Here is a 15,568-nt window from a genome sequence, read left to right as displayed (position 1 = left end):
GCCAGTCGACTGCGATTGCACATGCCGGCCCTGTTGCTGGCGCTTCTTCTGTTGCCAGTGGCGTCGGCGGAGGACGCATCAACCCAGCACTGGGAACCGGGACGCGAGGTCCGGGTGGCCACCGCCCCTGCCCTGCGCCAGATGCCCGCCACCCTCGCCGATTCGGCACCCATGCCAAGCCTTGCCCACGGCTATGCCAGCCTTGTGGAACGACACGCGCGGCTGCGTTTCCTGGAACAGGCCTATCCCAGCGGCAGCGCCTCGGTGACCGCAGTGTGCCAGCACAAGGCCGACTTGGTACTGGTGATGGGCGGTTCCCGCCAGCAACCACGTCCTTGCCCAGGGCTGTTGGAATCGGCCGCGTTCCCCGGAGGAAGAACCATGCTGGCCGGGCGCGCCGGACAGCCCCTGCCACGCGACGTCCGGGAACTGGGAGCGCGGGTGCTGGCCGTCGTCGAAGGTGGCCCTTACGCCGACTGGCTTGCCCTGCACCATCCCCACATCCAACTGCTGCGCCTGGACGACCGGCATGCGACGCTGGCGGCCGTCGAAAACGGCATCGCGGATGTCGCAATCGGCCTGGAAACGACGTTGCGACCCCTGATCCGGTATCACTTCCGCGGGCAACTGCAGCTTCAGCGGTTTGACAGCGAATTCTCCACCGACCTGCACCTGCTCACGCGCAGCGAAGACCGGCAACTGCTGCTGCGGATCGAAAAGGCCATGCGCGACATCACACTGGAAGAACACGCCAGTCTGCTTCAGGTGTGGGCCCAGCAGGCGGTGCCCGCGACCATCGAGCGTGCGTTGGACTGGATGCGCGCGCCCTCTTCGCCCTGGCTGCTGACCCTGCTTGCCGCGCTCGCCGGCATCCCCCTGCTGTGGCACGCGGTGCGCGGCCACCGGGACCGCAAGGGTCGAAACCAGGCGCGCGCGGTCGGCATGATCAGCCACGAGATGCGCAATGCCGCGCAGACGATGCTGGCCTCGATCGACCTGCTCGGCCAGTCTCCGTCGCCCAAGGGACAGCGTGAACTGCTCGCGGCCGCACGTGCGGCCGGGCAGGCGCTGCGCAGCCTGCTCAATCGGTCGCTGGAATTTTCACGGCTGGCCAGCGGAACCTACAGGCCCCATGCGCAACCGTGCGACGTTGCCCTGCTCTGCCGCCGATCCCTGGATGCCCTGCGGCCGCAGGCCCAACAGAAAGGGCTGGCTCTTCGCTTCGCGTTCGAGCCCGTCCCTGTCCCCGCCGTTGCGCTTGACCGGGAGGGAGTGCGGCAGATCGTCGACAACCTGCTCGGCAACGCGCTGAAGTTCACTGATATCGGATGCATCGAGCTGCGCCTGAAACTGACACCGGCCAACGATCCGCAGGAACTGCTGCTGGATGTGATCGACAGTGGCATCGGAATTCCAGCCAGGCAACTGGCCCTTCTGTTCCGGCCATTCGAACAGGGTGAAGGTGGGCAGGCGCGAGGCGGCAGCGGACTGGGTCTGATGATCGCGCATGACCTCAGCCGGGCGATGGGCGGCAACCTGTCCGTGCACAGCGTGCAAGGGCGTGGCAGCCGCTTCACGCTGCGCCTGCCGGTGCAGGCTGTCAGCAGGAACGAAGCTCCAACCCACACGCTCGATAACGACACGCCACTGGCCGGACTCGACCTGCTGCTGGTCGAGGACCACGCACTCAACCGCCACATCATCAGCGAGCAGCTGCGCCGGCTGGGCGCCGAGGTGCACGCGCTTGCCGACGCCGCCAGCGCTCTCGCCGAACAGGCCAAACGGCCGCGCAGCGTGGTGCTGCTGGACATCGGACTGCAGGATATGGATGGCTACGCGCTGGCTGCGCAACTGCGCCGCCAGGCACAACAGCCATTGCGACTGATTGCGTTGTCAGCCAGGAAGGGGCGCCGACACACGATGCGCTCCCGAAAGGCCGGCTTCGATGCCAGCCTGGCCAAGCCGTTGAAGGTTGCCGATCTGCTGCTGGCACTGGACCTGCCGAAGGACGGTATTGCCGTCCAGCCCGCCGCCCCTGCCGGCTGGGATCCGGCCTACCGGGAAGACATCGGCCACGAACTGATGCGGATTGAACAGGCCCTGGAAGACACTGATGCCACCGCGCTCTGCCACCACACGCATCGCCTGCAGGGCGCGCTGCAGATGTGCGGAGCGGTCGCGCAGGCCGACACCGCGGCCGACCTGTGGGAGCTCGGCCAGGAGGCCGCGCCTGACTGGGCCGATGCGCGGCGATTGCTGCAGGTACTGCAGCAGTGGCACAGCTCCCGCACTGCGGAAGCCATGCCACTGGCCTGATCAGGCCGCCAGGCGCTCGACCTGGCGACGGGTCAGGTCGTTGAAGCGACCCAGCGACATCAGGTGCTGGTGGATCAGGGCCAGCCAGCCGCTGCGGTGCCACTCGACCACGGTCGCTTCCGGCAGCGCGACGAACTTCTCGACGTCGACGACCTGGAAGCCATTGAGGTTGAACTCGCGGCCATCCGGAGTACGCACGGTGGCATTGCGCTCGACCAGCAGGCCGTTGTCGATCAGGGCCTTGGAGAAGGCCTGGGTCTGTTCATGCTCGCGGGTGTACTGGCCGCAGAACTCCAGCGCCTGCTGCACCATGTCGGTGGCCTTGCCGTCTACGAACAGCGGCTGGCCTTCGTCACCGCCCTTGACCACGCGCGAACTCTCTTCGTCGATGCCCAGCAGGAAGTCGTTGTCCGCACCGGTGTCGATGAAGATGAAGGGGTGGCGACGCAGATAGGCCGGAATATAGGCCTCGTCTTCCCACAGGCCGTCCTTGATGAACAGGTTCTGGTCGGAAACACCAACGGCGGCCATCGGCACTGCGGTCGGGCCAGCGAACAGGATCGGGAAGTGGTGCAGCGCCAGCGAGAACTCGCCGAGCACCAGCGGAATGGCGTTGTTGCCCGCGGCAAACTCGAGCCTGCCCGGCAGGATGCGCAGGTCGGCGTGCACATCGGCCTGCAGCGGCACCGGACGGGTGTAGAACAGGGGGGCGTTGCTCGGCGCCGCTTCGGTGGTGGTGTCGCTGGTGGTGGTCATCTTGGGAACCGTTCGATCATGCGCGCCTGCCATCCCGGGCGCGCCAGCGGGAACAACCTGAATCCCGCATTATCAACAAGCTCGATGACAACGGCCACCCCATCGATGTCCTATTTGAGCTGCAGGGGGTACCGCTGCCAGAGCACGTGGACCAGGAACCCGGCCAGTTCAGTGTCGCGGGCACTGATCGCCGCGCGGATCTTGTCCAGCAGCACCATGTCCGAACAGGAGCGCACATCGGCGTGGTTGGCCTGCCCCGCCCGGCGCGCGCGGTAGCGTGCGGCCCGCTGCGCATCACTCATGGCGTACCCGAACTTGGGCGGACGACCGCGCTTTCGCGGCAGGGTCAGCTCCAGGGTTCCGGGGTCTTTGTCATCACGCATGAGAGGGGTGCGGGCGGCGGCAAGCAACGGGGGGTGCGCAATTTATCGTGAGGCATCACTTTAATCCAGCTTTTTCTGCAGTTTTGTTGCGGTGCAGTGCAACTACATCCACGCATGGCGTGGATCGACTGAAGCGCCGGCAACCCGAGCGACCCATGGATGCTGCATCACGCGGATGTACACGCCTCGTTCCACGCCACGCGCAACGAGGCCCGCTGGATCTGCGGCATGCGTGGATACGGAACGCCCTCAACGCTCACAGAAAAGGGGAGCCCGCGAACGAGCTCCCCCTGCCTTCCTCATGCAACCCGCACCGGCTCGTACCCATGCAGGTGCGCTTCGCTGCTGGCCCGTCCCTGGCTGAGCGAACGCAGCGAGGTCGTGTAACCCACCAGCTGCGCCAGCGGTGCGAAGCCACTGACCTCGGCGCGACCTTCCTGGTCGTCGATGCGGGTGATGCGGCCGTGGCGGCGGTTGAGGTCGCCAACGACGTCCCCCACCGATGCCGACGGCGAATGCACCGTCACCGCCATCACCGGCTCCAGCAGCTGCGTGCCACCTTCGGCCAGCGCCGCCTTGATCGCCTCGGCGCCTGCTCGATGGAACGCCATCTCCGAAGAGTCCTTGGCATGGGTCTGGCCATCGACCAGGCTGACCTCGATACCGACGACCGGATGACCCTGCGGCCCTTCCGACAGCGCAGCACGTACGCCCTTCTCCACCGCGGTGATGAAGCTGCGCGGCACCACGCCACCAACGATGCGGTCGTTGAACACCACCTGGTCGTCCTCGCGGGGCGATACATCCAGCACCACGTGCGCGAACTGGCCCTGGCCGCCGGTCTGCTTGACCAGCCGCCCGACCACACCGGTCATCGCACGCATCGGCGTCTCCTGGTAGGCGACGCGCGGCGCACCCACGCCCACGTCGACCTTCCACTCGCTGCGCAGGCGCTCGACCATCACCTCCAGGTGCAGCTCGCCCATGCCCCAGACCAGGGTCTCCGCTGTGTCGCGGTCGGTTTCCACGCGGAACGAGGGATCCTCCTGGGCCAGGCTGGCCAGCCCCTGCGCCATCCGGATCAGGTCAACCGCACGCGCCGGCTCCAGCCGCCAGGCCAGTACCGGCGCCTGTGCCTGGATGTTCTCCAGGCGCAGCGGCTGCACACGGCCGCTCAGCGTTTCACCGCTGACCGCATCCTTCCAGCCCAGCACCGCCACGATGTCGCCGGCCACGGCCTGCTCGATGTCGTGGGTCTGGTCGGCCTGCACCCGCACCAGCCGGCTGACACGCCGGCCCTGCGGATGCTGCGAGCTGGCCACCGCATCGCCCACCGTCAAGGTGCCCGAGTACAGCCGCACGAAGCTGAGAGCGCCGTGCTGCTGATGAGTGATCTTGAACAGCAGGCCGGCCAGCGGACCGTCCGGATCCGGCGGCAGCACAACCTCGCCGCGCTCGCTTTCAGCGGTCACGGCAGGCCGGTCCAACGGCGACGGCAGGTAATCGACCACGGCATCCAGCAGCGTCTCGATGCCCTTGTCCTTGAACGCGGCACCAGCCAGCACGGGCACGCCCGCACCCGCCAGCGTCGCCCGGCGGATCGCCGCACGCAGCTGCTCGGCATCGATCACGCGCCCCTCCAGCCAGGCATCGGCCAGCAGATCATCGTGGTCGGCCACGGCTTCGACCAACGCATCGCGTCGCGACTGCCACGCCGCGCGCAGCGTGTCGTCCCAGGGCGTGATTGCGGTCGCAGCACCGTCCTGCCAGTGCAGCACCCGCTCATCGACCAGATCGACCCAGCCGTTGAACGTGCTTTCGCTGCCCAGCGGTACGCCCAGCGCCCACGACCGCGCCTGCAGTTTGTCCTGCAACTGCTCCAGCACGCGCTCGAACGACGCGCCGACGCGGTCCATCTTGTTGACGAAGGCGATCAACGGCACGCGATGGCGGCGCGCCTGGCGCCACACGGTCTCCGACTGGGGCTGCACACCGTCCACCGCTGAGAACACGGCCACGGCGCCGTCGAGCACGCGCAGCGAACGCTCGACTTCAATGGCGAAGTCGATGTGGCCGGGCGTATCGATCAGGGTCAGCCGATGCGGCGGCAGGTCGCGCGGCGCCCACTGCGCCTGCACGGCGGCCGCGCCGATGGTGATGCCACGTTCGCGCTCGATCGCCGAGAAGTCGGTGGTTGCGTTTCCGTCGTGTACTTCGCCGACACGATGGATCTCGCCGCTTTTCCACAGCAAGCGTTCGGTCAGCGTGGTCTTGCCGGCGTCGATGTGGGCGATGATGCCAAGGTTGCGACGGAGGGAAAGGACTTGAGTGTTCATGAAAGGGTTCCTGCAAAGCCAACTTCGGGGGCCGCGCACCCCGGTTGGCGACAGGGTGCGCGGCTAGCGTTCGGTCTCGGCGATCTGGTGCATGGCACGTTCTCCTTTGCAGTGCTGGGTAGAGTCGACTGGGTAGAGTCGACTGTTAGTCGACTTCCGGGAAAGCAGAAACGAAAAGAGCGCCCCCGGGGGCGCTCTGTCGAAGGTCCAGCGATGGCCGTTTCAACGGCCTCGTGGGGCTCCAGGCAGACACGCCCGTTCCGCGCTTGCGCGGGTCAGGGTGAAAAACTTCAGGAGCGGCATCCGGTTCATGCGGCGCATTCTAGACCTGCCAATCTGGCGCGCAAGTAAATATTGCACACATAAATAGAACGATGAGACCAGCAAAGATCGGGGTCAGATCCCTTTGCCTCTGGCAAACGGATCTGGCCCCTCTCAGCCCTTACTTGCAGCCGTGCAGCTTGCGCGCCTCGGCCACCGTCGCAGCCTGGTCATCGCCCTTCGAGATCCAGCCCTTCAGCGACATGGCCGGATCCACATGCGGCTGCCGCGCGCCACCGTGGACCACCACTTCGGTCCAGCTGCCCACCGGCGCCAGTTCGGACAAGCGTGCCGCCTGGTCGTCCTCGGTGCTGAACATGTCGTCAGGGCCTGCCGGCGGCGTGGTATTCACGGTTTCCGTCTTGCGGGTCCGGACCCGAAGCGCACCGTCCGGCAGCCGCTGGGTGATCACCTCGTATCGCTCAACACCATACGCCCAGCTGTTCTCGCCAACGCTGCGGGTCTCGCTACCATCATCAGCTACGGTCACCCTCTCCCCAGCCGGTCCTACAACGCCCGCGACAGCCCCCAAGCCGGATATCAGCGCCTGATAGACGATCATCTGCCGCTGCTCGGTGGTCAACGCTCCGGCCTTGAGCTTGGCGGCGGGAATCTGCAGGTACGCCGCTTCACTGCACAGCACCAGCACCTGCTGGTCGTCCCAACGCACCGACATTTCCTCGTTGGCGAAGTACTGCGTCTTCATCGACGTCACAGCCGCACCGTCGCCATTGGAATGCCGGGTCTCGATCAGCGAGGCGTTCTCGGCCGCGTCGGTCAGCGAAACCTGAGAAGTCGACGCTGCATTGGCGGCAAATGCGGAAAAAACGGCCGATGCGAACAGCAACGTCCGTGAAAGACCTAAAGCGGAGGGCAACATTGAATCAGTCCATTGAATGTAATTGGCGCCGAATGATACAGCGACCGGATGGCGCGACCTATCAGTCAACAAGTGCCCGGATGATCCACAGCTCCGAGACCCAACCAAAGACCGGCAAGCTTGAACGTTGAGATCACGAGTACTTCTCTGGATGTTGCATGTAGTCCAGTTCCCCGGCAGCTGATCTCTGATGGAAGGGGGGCGCGCAACAGCCTCATGGCGTTGGCTGGGCTTCCTGCGGCAATGCTATCCCGTTACCCGTCTCAACTTTCTTGTTTGCCGCAACTGCAAGCGCGCGCACGAACGGGAACTTCTCCAACAGCCACGGGTATTCCGCCGCCACCATTGCGTGGGCCTCGGCCTCCCTGTCCGTGACCTGGATCATGTCGGCCGGTGTGCCGCTGCGCGGATGCCGTTCCAGTTCCAGTTCGGGGTGCATGCCCACCCGGATCTGGCCGATGTAGTTCAACTTGCCGGGCTCGATGGTGAAGCTGTAGGCCTCGGCTTCGGGCACAGCCAGCCCCGTCTGGCCCACGGCAATCCAGCCGATGTAGTAGCGACCGGCCTTGACCCGCCGTGTCTTGATGCCCGGCTCGCAGGTGGTCACGCTGCTGAAGCGGTACAGGCCCAGTGCGCCCGTGGAGGGCGTGCCCGGCCGGTACAGCTGTACGAACCGGGTCCATCCCGCACACGCGGTGGTGGCGACCAGGATGCCCTCGTCGGCACCCAGCTTGGCGGTCGGCTTGATGTTCTCGATGCCGGCACTCACCGATGCCGGGAGCGCAAGTAGAGCGAGCATGCAGATCCACTTCATTGGAAACCTCCGGGTCAGCGGATGAACAGCGGTAGGGCCAGGATGCTGTCGCACGCCGGCGTGCAGCTGCGGAACTGCTCCGCGAGCATTTCGGCGCTCGGCGCGCCCGGCGCTGGTGTCGCCAGCCGGGCATGGAACGGATGGCGTTCCAGCAGCCAGGGCTGCGTCTGCTGCAACAGCCGTAACGACTCCGCCTCGCGATCGCGTACCGAGATCCAGGTCGGCCTTGAGTGCAGGCGGTCGAACAGTCCAGAGACCACAACCTCACCGATGTAGGTCGTCTCGCCTGCGTGCACGTCGAACGTCAGCGCTTCGTCTTCGGGCACCGCCCCGACGTATCCATAACCGTGTTCGGTCAGGTAGCCGACATAGTGGCGCCCGGCCTTGGCGCGGATGGCGGCCAGACCGGCCCTGCAGTCGAACTCGAATTCGCCGCGCAGGTCAGCCAACGGCGACGTCGACCGCGTGCCGCTGGCAAGAATCGTGATCAGCCGGATATTGCTGGTGGCGCAGTTCACCGACATCACCACGTAGCCCTCGTCCGCGGCCAGTGGAACATCCGGTCGTGCCTTCAGCGTCGCGCACCCACCCAGCACCGTCGCGAGCGCTGCCGCGACCACCCACGAAATCCCTTTCATTGTGCTTGCCCCCTGGTCCCGGCGGAGCATACGGGATCCGCTGCCGCTGCGCCATTGAGGGGCCTGATGCCGCGGCCAGCAGCGCCTTGTCCGGAGTTCCGCATGGAAACGCCGCTGACAACCCGCACCGAACTGCGGCCAGTCACATTTCAGCGCGCGGTCCGACAGGACGGCAGTGAGGTGGGCGAAGCGGAGAACATCGAGCGGGCGGCCACGCGTAGACGCTCCGCGCATAAACGGGTCTGCTTCGTGGATGCAATCAAGCGCACCCGCGTGGACAAGATCAGAATGCCCAGGGCGGATGCTTCCGAGCCGATGGCACAGCTGTCCGGCGCCCAGCCCGCCCCAGGGGCAGTCTGCATCGCCACCGCACTGGGGAGCGTGGTGCGGAAGGTGCACGGACGGGTGAACGCGATCCTGCGCTTGACCCCGCCGCGCCGGGCTTCGCGGTCTTCCAGGCTCACCTGCAGAGTCACGTACATCGCGCTCATGGCCTGATTCAGCGCGACGCCCTCACACGGTCACGTGACCACCACCAGCGGCACGCCACGGCGCGGATGCTCCAGCACCACTACATCCTGCTGGTAGACCCGCTGCAGGTTCTCTTCGGTCAGCACCTGCAACGGCGTGCCATCGGCCGCCACCCTGCCCTGTTCCAGCAGCACGATGCGGTCGGCATGGCCTGCGGCCAGATTCAGGTCGTGCAGCACCACGATCACGCAGGCACCGGCTTCGGCACAGGCACGCACACTGCGCAGCGTGCGCTCCTGGTGGCGAAGATCCAGCGCGGCCGTCGGCTCGTCGAGCAGCAGCAGCGGCGTGTCCTGTGCCAGTACGCGCGCGAACGTGGTTCGGGCCGATTCGCCACCGGAGAGCTGCTGCACCTCGCGCAGGCGCAGCGCCTGCAGCTCGGCGGCATCGATTGCCGCTTCCACCTGGGTGTCATCCACCACCGGATCCGGCGGATGCGGCAACCGTCCCATCGCCACCACCTCTTCCACGCTGAAGGCAAAGCGTACGCCGTGCTCCTGTGGCATCACCGCGCGCTCGCGTGCCAGCGGTCCCGCCTTGTAGCTGGCGAGCGGCTTGCCCAGCAGGCTTACCTGCCCCGCATCAGCGCGCAGGTCTCCGGCCGCAACCGCCAGCAAAGTGGATTTGCCTGCACCATTCGGGCCAACCAGCGCGGTCACCGTACCCGGCTCGAACGCCAGCGAGATCCCACGCAGGATCTCGCGCTGCTGGCGGCGAACCACTACCTCGTGCAACGTCAACAGCACGCTCATGGCGCCGCCTTGCGGCGCTGCTGCAGCACCAGCCAGAGGAAGAACGGTGCGCCGAGTGCAGCCGAGAACAGGCCCAGCGGGATCTCCGCCGGCGGATCCAGCGTGCGGGCAGCAGTATCTGCCACCACGATCAACAACGCGCCGAGCAGGCCGGACAACGGCAGCAGCCAGCGATGGCCAGGGCCGACCAGCAGGCGCGCCACGTGCGGCACCACCAGGCCCACGAAACTGATCGACCCAGCGAATGCCACCGCCGCACCCACCAGCAGCGCGCTGAACGCCACCAGGCGACGGCGCGTGCGGGTGACATCCAGCCCGAGGTGCTGCGCCTGGCGTTCGCCCAGCGCCAGCATGTCCAGCGGCGTGGCCAGCCGCTGCAGCGCGACCACGCCAATCGCAAACAACGGCACCACCGCCGCCACGTCGGCCCAGTTGGCGCGTGCCAGCGAGCCCATCTGCCAGAACACCAGCGATTGCAGTTCGCTTTCGCTGGCGATGTAGGTCAGGAACCCGATCAGCGCCGAGCAGAACGCCGCCATCGCAATGCCGACCAGCAGCAGCGTGGCGTTACCCGCGCCCTTGCCGGGCCGGGCCAACGCATACGTCAGCCCGATCGCCAGCGCACCGCCGGCGAACGCCGCGACAGGCACCAGCCAGCCCGCCGCACCCGCAGCGCCAAGCACGATGGCGGCCACCGCCCCGAGCGCAGCGCCCTGGCTGACACCCACGATGCCCGGATCCGCCAGCGGGTTGCCGAACAAGCCCTGCAGGCTGGCGCCGGCCATCGCCAACGAAGCGCCCACCATCGCGCCCAGCAGGGCGCGCGGAATACGCAACTGCCAGACCACGGCCAGGTCGCGGCTGCTGACTGCCTGCGGATCCAGCAGACCCAGCTTCACCGCCAGCGCCTGCACCACCTCCAGCGGCGGCAGCCGCAGCGGGCCCACGGCGAACGAGGCCAGCACCGCACCCAGCAGTGCCAGCAACGCCACCAGCAACATCGCCCGACCGCGACGGCGGCGCCGATCCGCCGGACTCATGCCTTCGGCAACGCCGCCAGGGCCTTGGCCAGCGCAAGCGCCCCAGCACCGGAACCGACACTGGTGTACTTCAGCTGCACATCCGGCATCACCCAGACCCGGTCGGCCTGCCCGGCCGGGGTCTGCTTCAGCGTCGGGTACGCCTTCCACAGGCCCTCGGCACCGCCGAACAGCTGCAGGTCATGCTCGGTCACCAGGATGACCTCCGGTGCGGCCGCAACCACGCCCTCATTGCTCAGCTGCGAGTAGTTCTTCACCCCGGCCTCGGTGCCGATGTTGACGCCGCCGGCCAGTGCGATCAGCTGCGCCGACGCGCTGTCGGCACCGGCAACGGTCGGCGAGCCACCGGCACCCGTTGCCGAAACGTGGATCACGCGTGGCGCATGGCCCAGGCTCTTGCCAATCGCTGCAGCCTCGTCCAGCTGACGCTGCACCTGGGTGGCCAGCGCCTGCCCTGCCTCGGCCAGCCCAAGTGCGGCGGCCACCTTGCGCACCTTCTCCGGTGCCGGCTGCAGGTCATCGATGACCACGGCCGGCTCGCCCACTTCGCGCAGCTTCTTTGCCAGTTCGGTATGCCGACGCAGGCTGTTGCCGAGGAACAGCGAGCCCTTCAGGCTCAGCACGCCTTCCACACCCGTGGTGCGGTTGAACAGGAACTGGTGCGGCGCGGCGAGGCCGGCCTGGGTGGTGGTGTTGGTCGGCGCAGCGAACACCTGCTTGCCCAGGCCCAGCGCCTCGATCACCGCGATGACATCGTCGCCACCGGCAATGATCCGGCGGGTGTCGGCCACTTCGACGTCGGCGCCATCATCGGAATGCACCTTGGCTGGCAGCACGACCTTCTGGTCGTACACCGCCGGCAGGCTGGCACCGGCCACGCGCTGCCAGCCTGCCGGCAACACGGTTTCCGCAGCCGACGCTGCGGCCGAGGGCCCGGCAAGCTTCGCAGCATCCGAAGGCACCGAGGGTCCGCCACAGGCAGCCAGCGCCAGCGAAACAGCCAGCGGAAGCGCACACAGGCGCAGACGGGACGCGATGTTCATGGAGGTTCTCCTTGCTGGCAGGGCGACGTGCACGCCGCCCCGCCGGGTGACTTACTGCTTCGGGGTGATGCGGGTGATGCGGTCACCCTTGGGGTCTTCGGCACCGCGCGACTTGTTCACCGCGAACACGTTGCCCTTGCCATCGGCGCGGACATGGTTCGGCAGCGTGCCGCCATCGAGGTTGGCAACCACCTTGCCGTCGCCATTCACGACGGTGACGGTGCCTGCGCCGCGGTTGCTGACATAGGCCAGGCCGGAGGCATCATCGAAAGCGACGTTCAGCGCACCGGCGCCCACCGGCACGTCGTGCAGCACCTTGCCGGCGGCCACGTCGACGATCAGCAGATTGTCGGTGCCCTGCGAGGCCACGTACAGGCGGTTGCGCGCCGCATCGAAGGCCACGCCGGAGGCGCTGATCGAATTACCCAGGTCGATGACCTTCTCGACCTTGCCGCTGGCCACATCGATCACCGCCGCTTCCGGGCTGCCGATACTGACGGTGAACAGCTTGCCGCCCTTCTCATCCAGCACCAGGCTCATCGGGGTGAACTTGCCGTCATCCACGCCGGATTCCAGCGTCACCTGCGGCAGTTGCTTGAAGGTCTTCGCGTCGAACACCGACAGGTGATCCTCACCCGTGGCGGAGGCGAACACCTTGCCGTGGGTGCCGTCCACCACCACGTCGCGCGCATGCGGCACGGCATCGACCGGGAACTGGTGGACCAGCGACAGGTCCTTCTGGCGATAGACCGCAATCGAATTCTGGCGGGTATTGGTCACCCACACATTGCCATTGGTGTCATCCACGCCCACACCGTAGACCGCGTACACCGCACCGTTGGTGCTGCCCGGCACCTGCGCCGGGGTGATCGCCTTGGTTACCTTCAGGGTCTTCGGGTCCAGCTTCAGCAGCTGCGACTGGGTCACCGGCGGGCGGCCAACGGCCGAGGTGACAAACACGGCATTGCTGGCCGCGCTGTAGGCGGACTGGTACAGGCCCGGCACCAGCTTGTTGGACTGGGTGGTGAACTGCGCCTGGCCGGACAGCGGCAGCTGCGGCGATACACGCAGCTTCAGCACCGTGGCCGCGGCCGGCTGGCTCGCGCGCACCACAACCGGGTGGGTGCCCGGCACCGCGTCGGTCGGAATGCTCAGCTGGGTCTTGAAGTTGCCATCGGCGTCGACCACCACCGGCTGCGCGTTGAGCACGCTGTCGCCACGCAGCAGGCTGACCTTCTGGCCTGGCACGAAGCCACGGCCGACCACGTCGGCGGTGCTGCCCGGAACCACGTTCTCACCGCGTGAGACGACTTCGCCCTTGAAGGTGGCGTTGGCCGGTTGGTCGAACACCGGTTGTGCGGTGGCGGTCACCGCCAGCAACAGGCCGGCGGCGAGAGAGGTGAGACGGAAAGACGGACGGAACGACATGGAAGGCTCCTTGCACACGTAGGCCGCGCCACGTGGCGCGGGATTCATCGGTTGCCTGGGCCGCTGCACGTCGGCAGCCTCGCCTGGGTAGTGGGGTCGCACGGCATTGCGTGCGAGGCGATTCATTCGGCGGTGCTGTCACCGCCATTGGCGGCGCCGTCGGCGGCACTGCGATCGGTCACGCCGTACAGTTCGTGCAGCGCCGCGTGGAACGAGGCCGGCAGCATCGGGCCGTGGCCCAGCCCCTCGAACTCGCGGTACTGCACGCTCAGTCCCGGCACCCTGGCCAGCCGCTCGGACAACTGCATGGCTGCATCCGGCGTGGCACCGCCAATGCGGCGCAGGTGCGCGACCACGCGCGGATTGTTCATGTCGCGCTTGCCGCGATCACCAACGCGCTCGGCACCGCCGAGCATCAGCCACAGCTTCGCCGGCTGGCCATGCACGTTCTGCACGAACTGCTGCTCCGGGTCGCCCAGCGCAGCGCCCTGGCTCCACCACAGCGACGGGCTGGCGGCCAGATAGCACTGGAACGCGGCAGCACGGGTGTACAGCGCATTGAGCACGAACAGGCCGCCCAGCGAGTGGCCCCACAGCGCTTGCTGCTGCGCATCGATGCGTGCGCGGCGCTCAACTTCCGGCTTGATGCGGCGCTCGATCACATCGAGGAAGGCCGCTGCACCGCCGCCGACTGCCTGCGTGCTGCCGCTCTCATCGTCGGCGCGGTCGATCCACGCGGTGTAGTCACGGGTGCGCGCCTTCGAATCGATGCGCAGATCGTTGTCGTAGCCGATCAGCACCAGCACCGGCGGCGCCTTGCGCGCGGCCAGCTCGGCCAGGATCGGCTGGTCCAGCACCATCGCCACGGCATTGCCATCCAGCGCGTACAGCACCGGCAGCGGCGTCTTGCCGGCCTTGGCCGGGATCGCCACATTCACCCGCCAGCGGCGTTGCTGGTCGGGGCTGTCCACCAAGAACTGCTCGAAGCGATAGCTGGCCGCAGGCTCGTCGAGCACGGTGTGGCCGATCTTCTGCAGCGGATTGCGCTGCTGCGCATGGGCGTACGGGGTGGCCAGGAGCAGACCCATCATCAAGGCGGCCAGGCCGCGGGCCAGCGGACCACGGCACGAAAGCGGGACGAAATGCTTCATCAGCGGCGGCAGGAGCGGCCCACGGCCGCCGGTTCACAAGGGACCGCAGTCTACCTTAAACGCGAATGATTATCACATCGAACAAACGTCACACTATGTATCACGCGCGCGCACGGCCAGTTGCACCAGAGGCGGCAATTCCCCTATTTTGCCGGCCACCGGGGCATTGGATCGCCCCACTTCCAGCGCAGCCATGGACGGCGGAGACGTTGCCGCCGGCCGGGCGCGTTCATCGCGCCACGACCGCCATGGGATCGGATCCCATGATTGTGAGACCCCCTTGAAGCACACCGCACTGATCGCCCTTACCCTCAGCCTGCTTGCACCGCTGGCCGCGCACGCCGCGCAGGATCTGCCCTCGCTCTACCAGGCCTTTGAAGAGGCCGGCAATTCGACCCTGAGCATGGAAGAACTCAACCAGACGGTGACCTTCACCGCGGTGGCGCTGGGCGTTTCCAGCAACCTGGCGGGCGAACCGCTCATTGAGGCCGGCGATGACCAGGGCAATGTCCTGGCCCGGCTGACCACCTCCGATGAGCAGCAGGCCGCCAAGCTGGGCGCCCTGGAAGAAGGTGCCATCTTCACCGCCAGTTGCACGCTGCAGTTCAGCTCGGGCACCGATTACCTGTCCTTCGGTGATTGCACCATCAAGTAAAGATGAAGCCGGCAAAATGCCTGCTTCATTTCTTTGCCGCTATAGCGTCGAGCCATGCTCGACTCATGCATCATCACGGCCCCGTAGGCACCGGACCGTAAGCGTTCTCCTGCGGCGTGCCCGGCAGCAGCGCGAAGATCAGGATCACGATGCCACCGCCTGGCACCAATGCCAGCAGGTACAGCCAGCCCGACTGGTTGCAGTCGTGCAGGCGGCGCACGGTCACCGCGATCAGCGGCACGATCGTGGCCAGCCACATCACGCCGAGCAGCACCATCATGCCGATCAGGATGCCCGCCAGTGCATCAGCGTTGTTGCGCAGCAAGATGGCCAGCACACCCGCGAGCAGCATCACCGCGGTTGCGACCAGGAACAGGAACAGCTGGTACATCCAGTACTCGCGGCGGTTGGCGCGGCCTTCGAACTGGGCATAGCGCTTCAACGGCAGAATCATTTCCTGCACGGCATCGATCCTTGAAAAGAGAAGCCGCGCAGTGTGCCAAAGACCGGCGCCGGGGACAATG

General features: G+C 66.8%; 15 protein-coding genes. 2 read left to right on the top strand and 13 right to left on the bottom strand.

Features of this window, described 5'->3' with window-relative positions:
* Positions 1 to 21: 21 nt before the first annotated feature.
* The gene (locus tag QP512_RS10075) at positions 22 to 2,316 is read left to right on the top strand and encodes an ATP-binding protein (RefSeq protein ID WP_286071945.1); all 2,295 of its coding nucleotides are present in this window, start codon (positions 22 to 24) and stop codon (positions 2,314 to 2,316) included.
* Here the strand turns inward: QP512_RS10075 and QP512_RS10070 are convergent, their stop codons facing one another.
* The 12 genes from QP512_RS10070 to QP512_RS10015 all read right to left on the bottom strand — a co-directional run bounded on the left by QP512_RS10070 (position 2,317) and on the right by QP512_RS10015 (position 14,389).
* On the bottom strand, positions 2,317 to 3,072 hold the full coding sequence (locus tag QP512_RS10070) for a SapC family protein (RefSeq protein WP_286071944.1): 756 nt from the start codon (positions 3,070 to 3,072) through the stop codon (positions 2,317 to 2,319).
* A 110-nt stretch (positions 3,073 to 3,182) separates the two neighbouring features.
* Positions 3,183 to 3,455 (bottom strand): hypothetical protein, encoded by a 273-nt coding sequence (locus tag QP512_RS10065; protein ID WP_065198604.1) that lies wholly within the window; start codon positions 3,453 to 3,455, stop codon positions 3,183 to 3,185.
* Positions 3,456 to 3,754: 299 nt separating this feature from the next.
* Complete coding sequence (gene fusA / locus QP512_RS10060) at positions 3,755 to 5,791, bottom strand: elongation factor G (RefSeq protein WP_286071943.1); 2,037 nt, start codon at positions 5,789 to 5,791, stop codon at positions 3,755 to 3,757.
* A 442-nt stretch (positions 5,792 to 6,233) separates the two neighbouring features.
* A complete protein-coding gene (locus QP512_RS10055; protein WP_286071942.1) occupies positions 6,234 to 6,992 on the bottom strand; it encodes a hypothetical protein in 759 nt (252 codons plus the stop codon).
* 214 nt (positions 6,993 to 7,206) lie between these two features.
* Positions 7,207 to 7,791, bottom strand: a complete 585-nt coding sequence (locus QP512_RS10050; RefSeq protein ID WP_286071941.1) for a hypothetical protein — start codon at positions 7,789 to 7,791, stop codon at positions 7,207 to 7,209.
* Between the two features lie 29 nt (positions 7,792 to 7,820).
* Positions 7,821 to 8,444: a hypothetical protein gene (locus QP512_RS10045; RefSeq protein WP_286071940.1), complete on the bottom strand. Its 624-nt coding sequence runs from the start codon at positions 8,442 to 8,444 to the stop codon at positions 7,821 to 7,823.
* Between the two features lie 149 nt (positions 8,445 to 8,593).
* Positions 8,594 to 8,935 (bottom strand): hypothetical protein, encoded by a 342-nt coding sequence (locus QP512_RS10040; RefSeq protein WP_286071939.1) that lies wholly within the window; start codon positions 8,933 to 8,935, stop codon positions 8,594 to 8,596.
* 30 nt (positions 8,936 to 8,965) lie between these two features.
* The gene (locus QP512_RS10035) at positions 8,966 to 9,727 is read right to left on the bottom strand and encodes a heme ABC transporter ATP-binding protein (protein WP_286071938.1); all 762 of its coding nucleotides are present in this window, start codon (positions 9,725 to 9,727) and stop codon (positions 8,966 to 8,968) included.
* Positions 9,724 to 10,767 (bottom strand): iron ABC transporter permease, encoded by a 1,044-nt coding sequence (locus QP512_RS10030; protein WP_286071937.1) that lies wholly within the window; start codon positions 10,765 to 10,767, stop codon positions 9,724 to 9,726. Before QP512_RS10030 ends, QP512_RS10035 begins: the two co-directional genes overlap by 4 nt.
* Positions 10,764 to 11,810: an ABC transporter substrate-binding protein gene (locus QP512_RS10025; RefSeq protein WP_286071936.1), complete on the bottom strand. Its 1,047-nt coding sequence runs from the start codon at positions 11,808 to 11,810 to the stop codon at positions 10,764 to 10,766. The genes QP512_RS10030 and QP512_RS10025 overlap by 4 nt, the downstream gene beginning before the upstream one ends.
* Before the next feature lie 51 nt (positions 11,811 to 11,861).
* Positions 11,862 to 13,238: a YncE family protein gene (locus QP512_RS10020; protein ID WP_286071935.1), complete on the bottom strand. Its 1,377-nt coding sequence runs from the start codon at positions 13,236 to 13,238 to the stop codon at positions 11,862 to 11,864.
* A gap of 122 nt (positions 13,239 to 13,360) precedes the next feature.
* Positions 13,361 to 14,389 carry an alpha/beta hydrolase-fold protein gene (locus QP512_RS10015; protein WP_286071934.1) on the bottom strand — a complete coding sequence of 343 codons (1,029 nt, stop codon included), beginning with the start codon at positions 14,387 to 14,389 and terminating at the stop codon, positions 13,361 to 13,363.
* Between the two features lie 280 nt (positions 14,390 to 14,669).
* On the opposite strand from QP512_RS10015, the gene QP512_RS10010 reads away from it, so the two are divergent.
* Positions 14,670 to 15,044 carry a hypothetical protein gene (locus tag QP512_RS10010; RefSeq protein ID WP_286071933.1) on the top strand — a complete coding sequence of 125 codons (375 nt, stop codon included), beginning with the start codon at positions 14,670 to 14,672 and terminating at the stop codon, positions 15,042 to 15,044.
* Between the two features lie 73 nt (positions 15,045 to 15,117).
* On the opposite strand, the gene QP512_RS10005 is transcribed toward QP512_RS10010, so the two are convergent.
* Positions 15,118 to 15,507 (bottom strand): DUF805 domain-containing protein, encoded by a 390-nt coding sequence (locus QP512_RS10005; RefSeq protein WP_286071932.1) that lies wholly within the window; start codon positions 15,505 to 15,507, stop codon positions 15,118 to 15,120.
* Positions 15,508 to 15,568: the final 61 nt, after the last annotated feature.

This window comes from Stenotrophomonas sp. 57, from assembly GCF_030291075.1.
In the GTDB taxonomy this organism is placed as follows: Bacteria; Pseudomonadota; Gammaproteobacteria; order Xanthomonadales; family Xanthomonadaceae; genus Stenotrophomonas.
This window is presented reverse-complemented; position numbering and strand designations above follow the sequence as displayed.